At 68.8% G+C, this 16049-nt stretch carries 11 protein-coding genes; 6 read left to right on the forward strand and 5 right to left on the reverse strand.

The window, feature by feature from the left end; genetic code table 11:
• Positions 1–110: 110 nt before the first annotated feature.
• On the reverse strand, positions 111–3530 hold the full coding sequence (locus tag ACUZ2Y_RS21605; RefSeq protein ID WP_476321635.1) for an indolepyruvate ferredoxin oxidoreductase family protein: 3420 nt from the start codon (positions 3528–3530) through the stop codon (positions 111–113).
• A 136-nt stretch (positions 3531–3666) separates the two neighbouring features.
• Here ACUZ2Y_RS21605 and ACUZ2Y_RS21610 point away from each other — a divergent pair, with 136 nt between their 5' ends.
• Positions 3667–4143: an Lrp/AsnC family transcriptional regulator gene (locus tag ACUZ2Y_RS21610; protein ID WP_476321637.1), complete on the forward strand. Its 477-nt coding sequence runs from the start codon at positions 3667–3669 to the stop codon at positions 4141–4143.
• An 11-nt stretch (positions 4144–4154) separates the two neighbouring features.
• On the opposite strand, the gene ACUZ2Y_RS21615 is transcribed toward ACUZ2Y_RS21610, so the two are convergent.
• The 3 genes from ACUZ2Y_RS21615 to ACUZ2Y_RS21625 form a co-directional block, all read right to left on the reverse strand.
• Positions 4155–4376, reverse strand: coding sequence for an F-box protein (locus ACUZ2Y_RS21615; protein WP_476321639.1), 222 nt, complete (start codon positions 4374–4376; stop codon positions 4155–4157).
• A complete protein-coding gene (locus ACUZ2Y_RS21620) occupies positions 4373–4609 on the reverse strand; it encodes a hypothetical protein (protein WP_476321641.1) in 237 nt (78 codons plus the stop codon). The genes ACUZ2Y_RS21615 and ACUZ2Y_RS21620 overlap by 4 nt, the downstream gene beginning before the upstream one ends.
• A gap of 97 nt (positions 4610–4706) precedes the next feature.
• Positions 4707–6521 carry a hypothetical protein gene (locus ACUZ2Y_RS21625; protein ID WP_476321643.1) on the reverse strand — a complete coding sequence of 605 codons (1815 nt, stop codon included), beginning with the start codon at positions 6519–6521 and terminating at the stop codon, positions 4707–4709.
• Positions 6522–6720: 199 nt separating this feature from the next.
• On the opposite strand from ACUZ2Y_RS21625, the gene ACUZ2Y_RS21630 reads away from it, so the two are divergent.
• The 5 genes from ACUZ2Y_RS21630 to ACUZ2Y_RS21650 all read left to right on the forward strand — a co-directional run bounded on the left by ACUZ2Y_RS21630 (position 6721) and on the right by ACUZ2Y_RS21650 (position 15456).
• Positions 6721–7338, forward strand: coding sequence for a hypothetical protein (locus tag ACUZ2Y_RS21630; RefSeq protein WP_476321645.1), 618 nt, complete (start codon positions 6721–6723; stop codon positions 7336–7338).
• Positions 7339–7365: 27 nt separating this feature from the next.
• On the forward strand, positions 7366–9375 hold the full coding sequence (locus ACUZ2Y_RS21635; RefSeq protein ID WP_476321647.1) for a flotillin family protein: 2010 nt from the start codon (positions 7366–7368) through the stop codon (positions 9373–9375).
• Between the two features lie 10 nt (positions 9376–9385).
• Entirely contained in the window at positions 9386–14266 is a 4881-nt protein-coding gene (locus ACUZ2Y_RS21640) for a DNA repair ATPase (RefSeq protein ID WP_476321649.1), read from the forward strand.
• Positions 14267–14468: 202 nt separating this feature from the next.
• Positions 14469–15155, forward strand: coding sequence for an alpha/beta fold hydrolase (locus ACUZ2Y_RS21645; RefSeq protein ID WP_476321651.1), 687 nt, complete (start codon positions 14469–14471; stop codon positions 15153–15155).
• 43 nt (positions 15156–15198) lie between these two features.
• Positions 15199–15456 (forward strand): hypothetical protein, encoded by a 258-nt coding sequence (locus tag ACUZ2Y_RS21650; RefSeq protein ID WP_476321653.1) that lies wholly within the window; start codon positions 15199–15201, stop codon positions 15454–15456.
• Between the two features lie 84 nt (positions 15457–15540).
• Here the strand turns inward: ACUZ2Y_RS21650 and ACUZ2Y_RS21655 are convergent, their stop codons facing one another.
• Positions 15541–15969 (reverse strand): ester cyclase, encoded by a 429-nt coding sequence (locus ACUZ2Y_RS21655; protein ID WP_476321655.1) that lies wholly within the window; start codon positions 15967–15969, stop codon positions 15541–15543.
• Positions 15970–16049 lie beyond the last annotated feature (80 nt).

Genomic DNA, 16049 nt, shown 5'->3' on the forward strand with positions numbered 1-16049 from the left:
CCGGTGACGGCATGCACCTTCGGGTGAAAAGTGCCTTCACCATTCGAGAGGGAATCTAGGTCGGGTTATGACGCTCCGAAAGCATTCACAGTTGCCAGTTAGCGGTCGGTCTAGACCCTTTCCAGAGGACGATTCGCCTGGTCAAATCGATCCAGTACACCCTGAATCCGCTCTTGGTAACGATTGATGGACGCGAGCTTGATGTCCTCGTATCCGCGCACCGAATCCGGCAGCGCCGCCAATTCGCAGGCCACGGCGTGGCTCTCGGTGGTCATTTCGCCCGCGATCCGCTCGATCATCGCGACGTATTCGCTGATCAACGCACGTTCCACCTTGCGCAGGTGGGCGTGGCCAAACGGGTCGAAAGCGGTGCCGCGTAGTCCGCGAAGCGCGCGCAGGACCTTGAACGCCGGACCGGCCGTCCGCTTGAGCGTGAGCTTCCGCTTCATTCCCATGGCCCGCAGCATCGGCGGGTGCAGCTGGTAGCCGATCGTGGCGCCCGCGCCGAACTTCTCCTCGACCGACGCGCGCAGCTCCGGGTCGAGGTGCAGCCGGGCCACCTCGTACTCGTCCTTGTAGGCCATCAGCTTGAACAGGTTCCGCGCGACCGTCTCGGTCAGCTGCTTTCCTGGCACGCCCAGCGCGCGCTCCGCCGCTTCCACAGTGGACACGACGTCGGTGTAGTGGCGTGCGTAGTCGGCGTTCTGGTACGCGGTCAGCTCCGGCACCCGGATCGCCAGCAGGCGCTCCAGCTCGGTGCCCTCCACCCGCGTGACCGGAGCGGTCGACGTGAGCCAGGTCGGGTCGTGCACGACCTTGCGGCCCGCGCGGAACGCCTGGATGGTCGTGGCCACCCCGACGCCGTTGAGCTCGATGGCCCGCTCGATCGCCGACGCGGTCAGTGGCAGCAGTCCGGCCTGGTAGGCCGCGCCGACGACGAGGAAGTTGGCCGCCGCAGTGCTGCCGTAGAGCCGTTCCGCAAGGTCGAGCGCGTCGAACGCGTGCACGGACTTGGTCCGCCCGGAGATCTTGCCGAGCAGGTCGTCCTGCCCGGGGTAGGACGCCGACGGGTCGACGACCATCCGCCCGGTCGGGACCTCGGAGGTCGACACGACCGCGATGGTGCGGTCGGAGCAACGCGAGAGGTTGACGTCGGTGGTCGCGGCCAGCGCGTCGAAGGCGAGGTAGCCGGTGGCGGTCCCCGCGGGCACCAGCCCGGGCAGCGACGTCGGCTCCGGCGTGATGCGCAGGTGGGAGACCACCGCGCCGGCCTTCTGGCTCAGCCCGGTCTGGTCGAGCGCCCGCGCGTCCAGCCCGCTGATCAGGGCGGCGGTGGCGAGCACCTGGTTGGTGGTGACGACACCGGTGCCGCCGATGCCGACCATCACCAGGTTCGCCGAGGTCGGCCGCGAGCCGGGCTCGGGCAGGTCGGCGGGCAGCTCGTCGCGGACCAGCCGCTTCTTGCCCGTGCCGGGGATGACCGTCAGGAACGACGGGCAGTCGCCGAGCAGGCAGGAGTAGTCCTTGTTGCACGAGGTCTGGTCGATCTGGGTCTTGCGGCCGAACTCGGTGTCGGTCGGCTCGACGCTCAGGCAGTTCGACTTCTGCCCGCAGTCGCCGCAGCCCTCGCACACCGACTCGTTGATCATGACCCGCTTCGCCGGGTCCGGCGCCAGCCCGCGCTTGCGCTTGCGGCGCTTCTCCGCGGCGCACTCCTGGTCATACAGGATCACCGTGACGCCCTCGGTCTCGCGCAGCTCGCGCTGGACCTTGTCCAGGTCGTCGCGGTGGCGCACGCGAACACCGGGCGCCCACTTGGTCGAGCGCGGGTACTTGCGCGGCTCGTCGGAGACCACGACGGTCTTGACGACACCTTCGGCGTGCAGCATCCGGGTCACCGCGGCCGGGTCGACCGACCCGTCGGCGTGCTGGCCGCCGGTCATCGCGACCGCCGCGTTGTAGAGCAGCTTGAAGGTGATGTTGGTGTTCGCCGCGACGGCCTGGCGCACCGCGAGGCTGCCGGAGTGGAAGAACGTGCCGTCGCCGAGGTTCTGGAACAGGTGCGTGGTGCCGGTGAACGGCGCCGCGCCGACCCAGCTCACGCCCTCGCCGCCCATCTGGGTGAAGCCCACGCTGCGGTCCATGAACGTGGTCATCGCGTGGCAGCCGATGCCCGCGCCCGCGAGCGAGCCGTCGGGGGTCTCGGTGGAGCGGTTGTGCGGGCAGCCGGAGCAGAAGAACGGGGTGCGGTTGACCGGCGTCAGCGTCAGCGCGGGCAGCCGCGGCTTGAACGCCGGGTGCCGCAGATCGACGTGCTCGCGGCCGACCCGGTCGGCCAGGAATCGGCCGAGCGCGACCAGGATCCGGTCGGCTTCCAGCGCGCCGTGCACGGGGATGAGCGTCTTGCCCTCGGGTCCCTGCTTCCCGTAGACGCGCGGCCGGACGGCCTTGTCGAACAGCGCTTCCTTGATCAGCGTCTCGACGAACGGGCGCTTGTCCTCGATGACGATCATCTCGTCGAGGCCGTCGGCGAAGCGGAACAGCAGGTCGCGGTCGAGCGGGTGGACCATGCCCAGGCGCAGCACCCGGATCCCGCGCGCGCGAAGCGCGTCCTCGGTAAGGCCTAGACGCTGCAACGCGTCGCGCAGAGAGGCGTAGTTGTGGCCGGAGGCGACCAGACCGATCCGGGCGTCGGACACCGCGCCCTCGATGCGGTCCAGGCCGTTGGCCGAGCCGAACGCGACGGCGGCGGCGAGCCTGCCGTCGAGCACCTCGCGCTCCATCGCCAGCGCCTCGGGGATGCCGACGCCGGGCTTGTGGGTGGGCCGCCACGGCCGCCCGTCCCACTCGAACTCGGGGACCACGATCTCCGGCGTCGCGCCCAGGTCGACGATCTCGTAGGCGTCGCCGATGTTGGTGACCAGGGTGAACCCGGTCCACGCGCCGCTGAACCGCGACATCTCGAAGCCGAAGCGGCCCAGCCGCAGCACGTCGGCGACGTCGACCGGCGCCAGCACCGGCATCAGCGACTCGGCCAGCGCCATCGTCGAGTTCGACGGCAGCGACGAGGACTTGCTCGCCGGGTCGTCACCGGCGACGACGAGCACGCCGCCGCGCGGGGTGGTGCCCATCCACGTGCCGTGCTTGAACGCGTCGACGGAGCGGTCCACGCCGGGCGCCTTGCCGTACCAGAGGCCGAAGACGCCCTCGAAGCGCGGATCGGGCAGTTGCGGGGCGAGCTGCGAGCCGTAGACGACGGTCGCGCCCAACTCCTCGTTGACGCCCGGGATGAACTTGATGTCGTGCTCGGCGAGCAGGTCGGCGTTGCGGTCGAGCACCTGGTCGAGCCCCGCGAGCGGTGACCCCCGGTACCCGGAGACCAGGCCCGCGGTCTTCCAGCCCCGAGCCTGGTCGGCGCGGTGCTGGTCGACCAGCAGCTTGCCGAGGGCCTGCACCCCGGTCATGGCGCCCAGACCCGAGGTCCGGCGCACCACGTCAGCGGGGCGGTACCCCTCGAACAGCTCCGTCATGGTCGTCGACACCTCTCGTTCGCCTGCGCGTCGCGGGCAAGGAGACGGCCCACGGTGAGCGTAGTGCAAGACTGTGAGGTGGAATTTGAGCGAAATGCTCAAATTTGGTTAGCGTCCAGTGAGGAGGTTGCGCAGCATGGGCATGCTGAACCGGCTTGACCTGCGGGTCATCCGTGAGCTGGTGGCGAGTCCGCGCATCGGCATCACCGAGCTGGCCGAGCGCTTGGGCATCGCGCGCAACACCGCGCACGCGCGTGTCGCCCGGCTCGAACGCCAGGGCGTGGTGGGCCTGCGCGGCCGCTCGGTGGACTACACGGAACTGGGCGTCGAGGTCACCGCGTTCCTGACGGTGCAGGTCGCGCAGGGCAGGCTGGGGTCCGCGATCGAGGACCTCGCCGTCGTGCCGTTCGTGCTGGAGGCGCATGGCATCGCGGGCGACGGCGACCTGCTGGTCCGCGTCGCCGCCCGCAACACCAGGCACCTGCACGAGGTGATCAACGCGGTGCTGGCGTGCCGCGGCGTCATCCGCAGCACCACGGCCGTCGCGATGACGGAGCAGATCCCCTATCGGGTCGCCCCACTGCTCGACGCCTTGGAGCGCGCGATCCCGTGACCCCGGGGGCGTCAGTAGTCGCCCTCCCACACCCGCTGCAGCTCGCGGTCCATGGCGTCGTTGAGTGCCTGCAACCCGCCCTGCATCGTCTGCAGTCGCGCGCGGGCCACACCGCGCATGCGCATCGCCGAGACCTGCATGGACAGCGTGGCCACGGAGTCGGCGTCGAGCTGGTTGACGATCATCTGCTGCAGCTCGGTGGGGAGCGTGTCGAGGTACGAGGTGGGGTTCATCGCGAGCCTCCTGCCTGGTCGATGTACTGCGGCAGGGACTCGAGCAGGTAGGCGATCCGGGTCTTGACGACCTCGACCTCCTGCTTCAGCGCCTCGTACTGCTCGCTGAAGAAGGTGAGGACCTCTTCGTAGTTCTCCTCCGGCCCGGGCAGTTCCGAGTTGTCGGAGATCTCCAGATGCTGCCTGAGCTGTTCCTGGGCTTCGTGGTCGAGCTGGTCGATCGGTGCGGACATCGGGTGCTCCCTGTGGGCCGACATGGTGCGTCTCACAGCGTCGACCGACAGTCACCGAGAGTCGATGGTCTTTCGGGCGGACGAAGGGGAACTGGGCCTAGCCTTCGACCGCGGCCTTCGACCGCTCCCGCGCGGGCTGCGCCGCCGAGGCGTAGAGCCAGGCGAACAGCGCCCAAGCCAGGGCGAAAATGCCGCCGACGAACAGGTAGGCGATCGACCAGAGCACCGCCGGGGTGTCGGACTTGCGCTCCCGCTGCAGGAAGTCGATCTCCGCGATGAATGGGTGCGGCCCATCGACGGCGGCTATCGCCGGGGCGTTCGCCGCCGGGTCGGCCGGGGCGTAGACCGGCGCCAGGGTCAGCACGCGGTCTCTGGTGTGCAGCCGGATGCCGGACTTCCAGTTGCCGAACACCGGCAGCGGCTCGCTGGTCCGGTAGACGCCGTCGCCGAGCGGGACCAGGGGCGCGCTGTTGAAGCCGCCGCCCTGCCAGGAGAACCCGTTGAGCCACACCGCGTCCTCGGTGATCTCCGCGGGGGTGATCTTGATCGTGGCGTTGACCCAGCGCTCCGGGGCGCCGTCCGGCCGCGCGACCGGCAGGCCGGTGGCGGACTCGGTGAGCTGGACGTCGGCGGTCCAGCCGGGTTCCGGGTCCTGTGGCGGCACGACGAAGCCGAGCACGGCCGTCGCACCGAGCGCGCCGACGAGCCCCAGGGCGTGCCTGCGGCGGAAGCCCTGCGGGCGCACAACGGTGTGCGGGTGGGCGATCTCGGTGATCCGCTGGTGCTGCCAGGCTCCGATGAGACCACCGGAGACGCCGGCGATCACGCCGACGACCATCGTGTCGAGCAGCATCGACGTCGGCCACGGGTCGGACATGATCCACTGGCTCAGGCCGGTCTCGGCGAGCATGCCGAGGGTGCCGACCGCGAGGCCGGACACCGCGCCGAAGGCGTGGCCGGGCCGCAGGAACATCGCGACGACCTCGATGATGATCGCCTCGGCGATGCACGGCAGCAGCACCGCGACGTGGAAGTCCTGGGCGAACGGGATGGCGACGAACACCAGGCGCGAGACGATCAGCACCGCGACCGTGATCAGCGCGCCGCCGGGACCGAAGCTCGCCCGGGCGACGACCATCGGCCACGTGGTGGTCAGCGCGACCAGTCCGACGTGGGCGAGCATCGGGAACTGCGGGACGCCGAGGTCGAACTCCATCAGCATCGCCGAGGTGCCCATCAGCCACGCGCCCGCGGTGATCACGCCAAGCCAGCGGGTCACCTTGGTGTCCCCGGTCACCCGCCGCGCCTCGGCGAGCAGAAGCTGGATGCCGATGACCACGATGATGCCGCCGCAGATCATCAGCACATGCGTGGGACCCCACTCGGTGACGTCCTGGCCGAAGAGCCGGTGCCACAGGTCGTCGAGCGGGAAGCCCATCAGGCCGACGGACCCGGTGGCCATCATCAGCACGCTGCCGCGCGGGATGCGCAGGTTGGGACCGATCTTCAAGCCGTTGGGCGGCATGTCGCGCACGGACAGCGCGGCGCTGATGATGCCGGAGGCGAAGATGCCGACGAGTCCGAAGTAGATCGGGTAGTGCGAGGGGTTGGCCAGCGGACCTTCGTCGCGGCCGAGCTCCATGTGGATCGGCACGTCCCAGTACACGCCGATCAGCGCCGACATGCCGGAGGCGAACGCGACGGCCATGGGCAGCGGGGCCCAGCGGGGCAGTCCGGTGATCCGGGCGCCGAAGTCGGCCAGCCCGCCCAGCGCCGTCTTGCGGCCGCGCGCCTCACGCACGACGAAGATCGTCAGCGGGATGAACACCGCCGCGAACATGCCCAGCGCGATAAGGATCTGCAGGACGGGCGCGCCCCCGGCGGGCGGTGTGTCGGCGTGTGCCAGCGTCATTGGTCCTTGCCTCTCTCACGGCTGCTCGAAGCCATGATAGCAAGTAACAGTTACTTCCGGTAACACCAATTTGTGGGCCGCTGGGGACGGGTGGAACTTGGGTGGTCTCCACCGCGTCACATTGTTGCGCGGAAACGCGAACAACACAGGGGAAGACCACTAGGGTCGGGCTCCACAAACTGGGCGATGGGGGCGGTACATGGGTGAGTTCGTCGCGACGACTCTCCGCTTCCCCGTTGTGTTGTTCACCTTCCTCTTGCTCGTGGTGATCCTTTACTGGCTCTTCGTCGCGCTGGGTGCGTCCGAAGTGGACACAGCGGACACCTTGGACGGTGGCGTCTTGGACGGCGGCGTCGCCGACGGGTTCGGCCTCGGCGGCGTGCCGGTGAGCATCGCGCTCACGCTGGTGGTCGTGGTGGCGTGGTTCGTCGCCCTCGTGGGCACCGTCCTGATCGGCGACGTCGGATTCCCGGCTCCGCTCAAGATCGCGCTCTTGGTCGGCGTGCTGTTCGCCGCGCTGCTCATCGCGCTGCTGGTGACCCGGGTGGTCGTGGTCCCGCTGCGCAGGATGTTCGGCGACGAGGTCGTCGCCTCCCGGATCGACTTCGTCGGCAGGCCGTGCGTGGTGCGCACCGGCGTGGTCGACGAGACCTTCGGCCAGGCCGAGGTCACCGCCGACGACGGCTCCTCGGCGATCATCCAGGTCCGCCGGGCGGGCGGACCGGGGCTGCGCACCGGTGAGACCGCCTTCATCTACGACTACGACCCGGCGGGCGAGTTCTTCTGGATCTCCGCGGTCGACGTTCCACTCTCCTGATCTGACCTTTACTGAGGGGCAACAAGAATGGACCTGATCTCCACCGGTCTGGGCATCCTGCTCGGCGTGATCCTGCTCGTCGTCATCGTCCTGCTGTTCCTGGTCAGCAGGCTGTTCCGGAAGGTGGAGCAGGGCAAGGCGCTGATCGTGTCCAAGGTCAAGAAGGTGGACGTCACGTTCACCGGCGCGGTCGTGCTTCCGGTGCTGCACAAGGCCGAGCTCATGGACATCTCGGTGAAGACCATCGAGATCAACCGTGCGGGCAAGGACGGCCTGATCTGCCACGACAACATCCGCGCCGACATCCGGATCACGTTCTTCGTGCGGGTCAACAAGACCGTCGAAGACGTCATCAAGGTCGCCCAGGCGATCGGCACCCAGCGGGCCAGCGACGAGCACACCCTGCAGGCGCTGTTCAACGCCAAGTTCTCCGAGGCGCTCAAGACCGTCGGCAAGCAGCTCGACTTCGTCGACCTCTACACCCAGCGCGACCACTTCCGCGACCAGATCATCCGGGTCATCGGCACCGACCTCAACGGCTACAGCCTTGAGGACGCGGCGATCGACTACCTCGAGCAGACCCCGATGACGCAGCTCGACGCGGCCAACATCCTTGACGCGCAGGGCATCCGCAAGATCACCGAGCTGACCGCGATCGAGCACATCCGCACCAACGAGTTCCAGCGCAACGAGGAAAAGGAGATCACCCGCCAGAACGTCGACGCGCGGGAGGCCATCCTCGAACTCGAACGCAGGCAGGCGGACGCGGAGATCAAGCAGCGCCGCGAGGTCGACACCATGCGTGCCCGCGAAGAGGCCGAGACCGCGAAGGTCCAGGCCGAAGAGCGGCTCAAGGCCAACACCGCGCACCTGCGCACCGAGGAAGCGCTCGGCATCCAGACCGAGAACAAGGCCCGCGAGATCGCCGTGGCGGAGAAGAATCGCGAGCGGGTCATCGCGATCGAGACCGAGCGCATCGAGAAGGACCGGATGCTCGAGGTCATCGCCCGCGAGCGCGAGACCGAGCTGTCCACCATCTCCAAGAACAAAGAGGTCGAGGCCGAGAAGCGCGCGGTGGCCGAGGTCGTCCGCGAGCGCATCGCCGTCGACAAGACCGTCGCCGAGCAGGAAGAGAACATCAAGCGCCTGCGGATGGTCGAGGAGGCCGAGCGCAAGCGCCAGGCGCTGATCATCGGCGCCGAGGCCGAGGCCCAGGAGAGCCTGGTCAAGGACATCAAGGCGGCTGAGGCATCCGAGGCGTCGGCCAAGCACAAGGCCCGCGAGGAACTGGTGCTCGCCGAGGCCCGCCAGCAGGCCGCGGAGCTCGACACCCGGGCGATGATCCGGCTCGCCGAGGGCGCGCAGGCCGAGGCGGCGGCCAAGGGTCTGGCCGACGTCCAGGTCCGTGAGCGCGACGCGGCGGCCATCGAGAAGGTCGGCCGCGCGGAGGCCGCGGTCTACCGCGAGAAGGCGATGGCCGAGGCCGAGGGCATCAAGGAGAAGCTCAAGGGCGAGGCCGAGGGCCTGTCCGACAAGGCGGGCGCGCTGGCCGCGATGGACGACGCGACGCGTGGGCACGAGGAGTACCGACTGCGGCTCGAAGCCGACAAGGAGGTCCGCCTCAAGGGTATCGACGCGCAGCGCGAGGTCGCCGAGGCGCAGGCGATGGTGCTGGCCGCGGGCCTGGAGAAGGCCGACATCGACATCGTCGGCGGCGAGACCATGTTCTTCGACAAGATCGTCGGCGCGGTCACGATGGGCAAGGCCGTCGACGGGTTCGTCGACCACTCCTCGGTCGCCCAGCAGCTTGGCGGGTCGTGGCTCAACGGCTCGGCGAGCTTCACCGACGACCTCAAGGGCATCCTCGGGTCGTTCGGCACCAACGACGTCAAGAACCTGACCGTGTCGGCGCTGCTGCTCAAGCTGATCAACACCGGTGGCGGCGACTCGACGAAGCTGCAGGAGCTGCTCGGCCACGCGCAGCGTCTCGGCGTCGCCGACCAGCCGGTCGCCGCCCTGGCCGCCGCGCAGAGCTGACCCCGCAGCGGTGACAACAACCCAGGTGACGGCGGCTGAGGTGTCCAAACTGGAGGCGCCCGCGCTCGACGCGGGCACGTACGAGGTGCTGCGGGCCCGGCTCGGCGAGCAAGCCGCCGAGCTGGCCCGCCGGGCCGAGGCGCTCAACGCCGAACGCCTGCGGGTGTTCGGGGGGACCGAGCTGCGGCTGGTCGGCAACGACCGGATCCGCACGGAGAACAACTGCGTGCCGAGGGACATCGTCTCCCTCGGCGGGCTGATGTTGTTCGGGTACAACGTGTTCATCGGGCTCAAACCCGAGACCACCATCGATGACGTCTTCTCCCTGCACACCTTCGTGCGCGACGGCGAGGCGTTCCGGTTCGACGCGGCGGGCGCCGAGGAGCTGCCGGAGCTGCTGCGCGACGATCAGTTCGTTCGAGACTTCGGCGAGCTGTACCGGTACTACCGCGAGACTCGCCTGCTGCAGCTGCGCCGGGTCGAGGGCAAGCTGCTCGCGGTGTTCCAGACCGGTCCGCGCACCGAGGACATCAAGGTCCTGCGCTGGAAGATCACTCCCAGCGGCCTGGTGTCCTATGAGGACAACCGTGGTGAGCGGGACCACGTCTTCCCGCCGTCGCACGACTTCGAGTGGGTCGAGACGACCCGCGACAACCACGTGCTCGGCCGGTTCCCGCACATCTCCATCCTGGACAAGGTGTTCGTCGAGACGATCCACGGCGACCTGACGCTCAAGGTCGAGAACAACACCGAGACCGGCGAGGGCATCTACGCCGAGCCGGTCGCGGAGCCGCTGCAGAGCCTCGCCGACGCGGACGTGCACTACGCCGAGGTGGGGCCGCTGACCCTCATCCGCGTGCGGCCCTACAACGAGACCGTGTGGCGGCACCTGGTCTTCAACACCCACACCAAGTCCGTCGTGCGGCTCGACGGCATCGGCCAGGCGTGCAGGCGGTTGCCGGAAGACCAGGGCCTCATCTTCCCCGGCGGCTACTACCTCGCGACCGGTGTGCACAAGACGTTCGACACCGACGTCACCGACCTGGAGTACGAGCGGGTCATCCGCTCGCCCAACGGCGAGGACGTGCTGTTCGTCTTCCACGCCCGCGGTGACGGCCGCTCGCTTCTGCTGCCCTACAACCTGATCCGCAAAGAAGTGGCGAACCCGCTGGTCTGCCACGGGTATTCGCTCTTCGACGACGGCACCCTGGTGGTGTTCCGGGCCGTCTCCGAGGAGCCGACCCGGGTCCACCCCATGCAGGTCTGGCAGACGCCATACCTGTCCGACACGTACGCCGCCGCGCAGCCGGTGGGGACCGGGCCGCTGGAGCGGGTCGGCAACCCGGAGCTGGTGCGCGGGATCTCCGACTGCCTGTCGGTGGCGCACATGGTCGACGACATGGCTCCGTCGGCCGCCGTCTTCGAGTCGCTGATCGTGTCCTGCTCGCGGGCGTTCGACGTCTACCACTGGCTCGACCTCGGCGACCTGCGCGAGCCGCTGACCGAGGTTCGGGCCACCGCCGAGCAGGTCCTCGACGAGTTCGAGACTGTCACCGCGCTGACCGGGCAGGCCGCGAAGGTGCTGGCCGAGACCTCGGCCCAGATCACCACCCTGGTGCGGACCGTGCGCGGCGAGGCGCCGAAGTCGGCCGCCGCCTGGGTTTCCCAGCTCGCGGAGCTGCGCCGCGCCCAAGGTCGACTGATCACGCTGCGCGAACAGCGATATGTCGACTTGTCTACTGTGGACTCGCTCGACGCGATGGTGGCTGGGGAGCAGACGTCGACGGGCCGGCGTGCCGTCGGCTTCCTGCAGGGCCCCGACGCGTTCACCGGGTACCACGAGCAGGTCGCCAAGCTGGTCGCCGACGCCGAGTCGATCGCCACGGTCGCCGAGGCGGCGCCGATCAGCGAGCGGCTCAGCGAGCAGTCCGAGGGCCTGGAGGTCGTCACCGAGGTCGTCGGCTCGCTCGACATCGCCGACGCCACCGCGCGCACATCCATCCTGGAGCGGATCGGCGAGGTCCTCGCGGGGGTCAACCGGGCCCGCGCCACCCTCACCGCGCGGCGCAAGGAACTGCTCGCCACCGAGGGCCGCGCGGAGTTCGCCGCCGAGTTCGCCCTGCTCGGGCAGGCCATCACGGGGGCGCTCGCGGTCGCCGACACCCCGGAGCGCTGCGACGAGCAACTCGGCCGACTGATGCTCCAGGTCGAGAACCTGGAGTCGCGCTTCGGCGAGTTCGACGACTTCCTCACCGAGCTCAGCAAGAAGCGCACGGACGTCTACGAGGCGTTCTCCTCCCGCAAGCAGGCCCTGCTCGACGACCGCGCGCGCCGGGCCGACCGGCTCGTCGAGTCGGCCGAGCGGGTGCTGGCCAGCGTCACCCGCCGGGTGGCGAGCCTGGCCTCGATCGACGAGGTCAACACCTATTTCGCGTCCGACCCGATGGTCGCCAAGCTCCGCTCGGTGACCGCGGACCTGCGCGAACTCGGCGACCAGGTGCGTGCTGAGGAACTGGCGGGCCGGGTCAAGGCCGCGCGGCAGGACGCGGGCCGCTCGCTGCGCGACCGTCTCGACCTGTTCAGCGACGGCGGCGACACGCTGCGCTTCGGCAAGCACGCCTTCGCCGTCAACACCCAGCCGCTCGACCTGACGCTCGTCCCGCATGGCGACGAGATGGCGTTCGCGGTGACCGGGACCGACTACCGCTCACCGGTCCGCGACCAGGACTTCCAGCACACCAGCGTCTTCTGGTCGCAGCTGCTGGTGTCCGAGTCGCCCGCGGTCTACCGGGCCGAGCATCTCGCGGCGTCCATTTTGGACTTGGGCGACGCGGTCGCGCTGCGCGAGTCGGAGAGTCTGCCTGCCGAGGTCCGCAAGGTCGCCGAGAGCCGCTACGACGAAGGCTACGAGCGCGGCGTGCACGACCACGACGCCACGCAGATCCTTGACGTCCTGCTGCGCCTGCACGCGGGCGCCGGTCTGCTGCGCTACTCGCCCGCCGTCCGCGCGGCGGCCCAGCTGTTCTGGGCGTACGGCACCGATGAGGCGACCCGGAATCAGTGGACGATCCGCGCGGGCTCGCTCGCGCGGGTCCGATCGGCCTTCGGTCCGCCTGCCGCCATCGCCGCCTTGAGTGCGGAGCTTTCCCGTGCGGCGTCGGAGTTCCTGGCCGGGGCCAGTCTGCCGGTCGAGGACGTCGGCGAGTACCTGTTCGAGGAGCTGGCGAGCGCGCCACTGGGGTTCGTCACCAGTGCCGCCGCCCGCACGCTCGTCGACCGGTTCCGCGCCGCCTGCGGACAGCAGTTCGACGAGGACATCCGTTCGCTGGGCGACGATCTCGGCACCCGGCACCAGCTCGTCCTCGCCTGGCTCGGCGCGTTCCAGGCGACCACCGATCTGTCCGATGTGGACTTGCCGGAGGCGGTCGCGATCGAGCTGTGCGCGGACCTGCCGCGGCACGACTCGGCCGCCGCGCTCACCGAGCGGGTCGAGGGTCTGCTCGGGGCGCATCCGCGCATCACCGACCGCGCGCTCGACCTGCGGCTCGACGAGTTCCTGGCCCGCACCAAGCGGTTCCGAGTCGAGCAGGTGCCCGCCTTCCGCGCCTACCAGCGCAAGCGCGAGGCGCTGGTGACGGCGGAGAAGTCTCGGTTGCGGCTGACCGAGTTCCAGCCGAAGGTCATGAGCGCGTTCGTCCGCAACCGGTTGCTCGACGAGGTCTATCTGCCGCTCATCGGCGACAACCTGGCCAAGCAGCTCGGCGCGGCGGGTGACGCCAAGCGCACCGACCAGATGGGTCTGCTGCTCCTGATCTCCCCGCCCGGCTACGGCAAGACGACGCTGATGGAGTACGTCGCGAACCGTCTTGGTCTGGTGTTCGTCAAGGTCAATGGCCCTGCGCTGGGTCACGACGTGACGTCGATCGACCCCGCCGACGCCCCTAACGCAACCGCCCGTCAAGAGATTGAAAAGATCAACTTCGGGCTGGAGATGGGCAACAACGTCCTGCTCTACCTCGACGACATCCAGCACACCAACCCGGAGCTGCTGCAGAAATTCATCTCCCTGTGCGACGCGCAGCGCCGGATGGAGGGCGTCTGGGACGGTCGCACCCGCACGTATGACATGCGCGGCAAGCGGTTCGCCGTGTGCATGGCGGGCAACCCGTACACCGAGTCCGGCAAGCGCTTCCGCGTCCCGGACATGCTCGCCAACCGGGCCGACGTGTGGAACCTGGGTGACGTCCTGTCCGGTCGGGAAGAACTGTTCGCGCTGAGCTACGTGGAGAACTCGCTCACGTCGAACCCGGTGCTGGCTCCACTGTCCAGTCGGGAGCGTGCCGACATCGGCCTGTTCGTCCGGATGGCCCGCGGCGACGACTCGGTCCGGTCCGACCAGCTCTCGCACCCGTATTCCGCGGTGGAGGTCGAACAGATCCTTTCGGTGCTGCGCAAGCTGTTGCGCGTGCAGGAAGTCGTGCTGGCCAACAACCAGGCCTACATCGAGTCGGCCGCCCAGGCTGATTCCTCCCGCACCGAGCCGCCGTTCGGCCTGCAAGGCTCGTACCGCAACATGAACAAGCTGGCCGAGCGCATCGTCCCGGTGATGAACGAGTCCGAACTGGAAGCGGTCATCGACGACCACTATCAGGGCGAGGCCCAAACCCTCACCTCCGGCGCTGAATCCAACTTGCTCAAGCTCGCGGAACTGCGCGGCAGGCTCTCGACTGAGCAGGCCGAGCGGTGGGCGGCGGTCAAGGCCGCCTACCTGCGGGAGAAGGCATTGGGCGGCGACGGCACTGACCCGATGAGCCGGGCGGTGGGGGCCGTGGGGCTGCTCGCCGACCGGGTCGGCGATATCGGGTCGGCGATTCGGGGCGCTCGGGCGTAGGCGCCGGCGAACGGTCGGCTCGCGGTTCATCTCCGCCTCGACGCGGAAGTCGAACGGCACGGTCGCCAACCACTCCTGCGCGTACATGGCCGGATCGCTAGGCGATCGCCCGATGAACCGGCAGCGGATTGTCCGGAATTGGCTATAGCGTGACGTGTCGATGCACCGCGGTGACCTGACCGCACAGGAAGGGGAATTGATCATGGACGTCCTGCTCATCGCAGGCCTGTGGCTCGACGGATCCGTCTGGGACGATGTCGCGTCCACACTTCGGTCGCTCGGCCACAACCCCGTGCCGCTGACCCTGCCCGGTCAGGGCGATGGATCGACTTCCGCAACGCTCGACGACCAGGTGGCGGCCGTGCTCACCGCCGTGGACTCAGCCTCCGGCAGGCCCATGGTGGTCGGGCACTCGGCAGCCTGCACCCTGGCCTGGCTGGCGGCCGACGCGCGACCGGAGAAGATCTCCAAGGCCGTCCTCATCGGTGGCTTCCCGGCCGACGACGGGAAGCCCTACGCCGACTTCTTCGAACTGCGGGACGGCGTCATGCCCTTCCCCGGCTGGGCCCCCTTCGAGGGACCGGACTCGGTTGACCTCGACGAGGAGGCCAGGCACGCCTTCGCGGCCACCGCGATCCCCGTTCCCGAGGGCGTGGCCACCGGCGTCGTGCGGCTGACCGACGAGCGACGCTTCGATGTGCCGGTCGTACTCGTATGCCCCGAGTTCACCCCTGCCCAGGCCAAGGAGTGGATCAACGCAGGCGACGCGGCCGAACTCGCGAAGGTCACGCACCTCGGCTTCGTCGACATCGACTCCGGTCATTGGCCCATGCACACCAAGCCGACCGAACTCGCCCGCCTCCTCGCCGCAGCGGCCGACGCGGCCTGACACCGCAGCGCGGCCGATCGCGAGCAGGCGAAAGGATCCAAGCGTGTCGTACACCATCCGGCCGCTGGGATGCCTCGGTGGCTGCTGGCGCATCGGCTACCACCCGGAACGCGGCCAGATAGGGATCAGCCACCGTGCGGTCAAGGAGGGCCGGGTCCGGGCGGATCGAGCGCATGCCGCGCTCGTGCTCGATGAGAACGGCCTCGCACAGAGCGCGCACCCCGCCAGATATCCCAAGCGGAGGTCTCGTCGAGGCCATCTCGACGTCACCACCAACCGCCGCGTGGTCGATCCGGCCTGAACGCCCCGGCCGCTTTCCCCGATTCCAGGTTTTGCCATCTCATGCCGAATTTGGGCGGCGCGGCGAGAGGTTCGGACAGGACCGCTAACCGGGCATGTGAATGACACCAAGTTGCACCATCAGGCCGAGGTCATCGCGACCTGACCAGTGTTCGGCTAGCTGACCGTCGTGCACGCGGTGGACTGCGACAGCGGACTGTTGTATCTCTCGCCCTGTGGCGGCGAGCCCGCCCGGTAGGTTCCCCGCGTGCTTGCCGTAGGCGGTCAGCCTGGTCACAACCTTGTCGCCCTCTGCGACCTGGTCCTCGATCTCGTGGCGGCCCGGAGTCGCTTCCCAGAAGATCTGGAACGCCTGTTTCAACCCAGCGCGTCCCGGTGCGAGCCCGGGGAACGGAGGTGGATTGTGGTCGACGTAATGGTCGGCGACGAGGTGATCCATGGCGTCGAGGTTCCCGGCGTCGATCTCTGCGTAAAACTCGCGCACCAAGGCCTTGTTGGTTTCCTGCGGTGACATGTGACCGCCTCGCCTCGTCATTGGTTTCGCTCGGGCCGGCTCCTGGCGGATTACCGCCTTTGGTTGGTTCAAGAACAATC

The organism is Actinokineospora sp. UV203 (genome assembly GCF_056323665.1).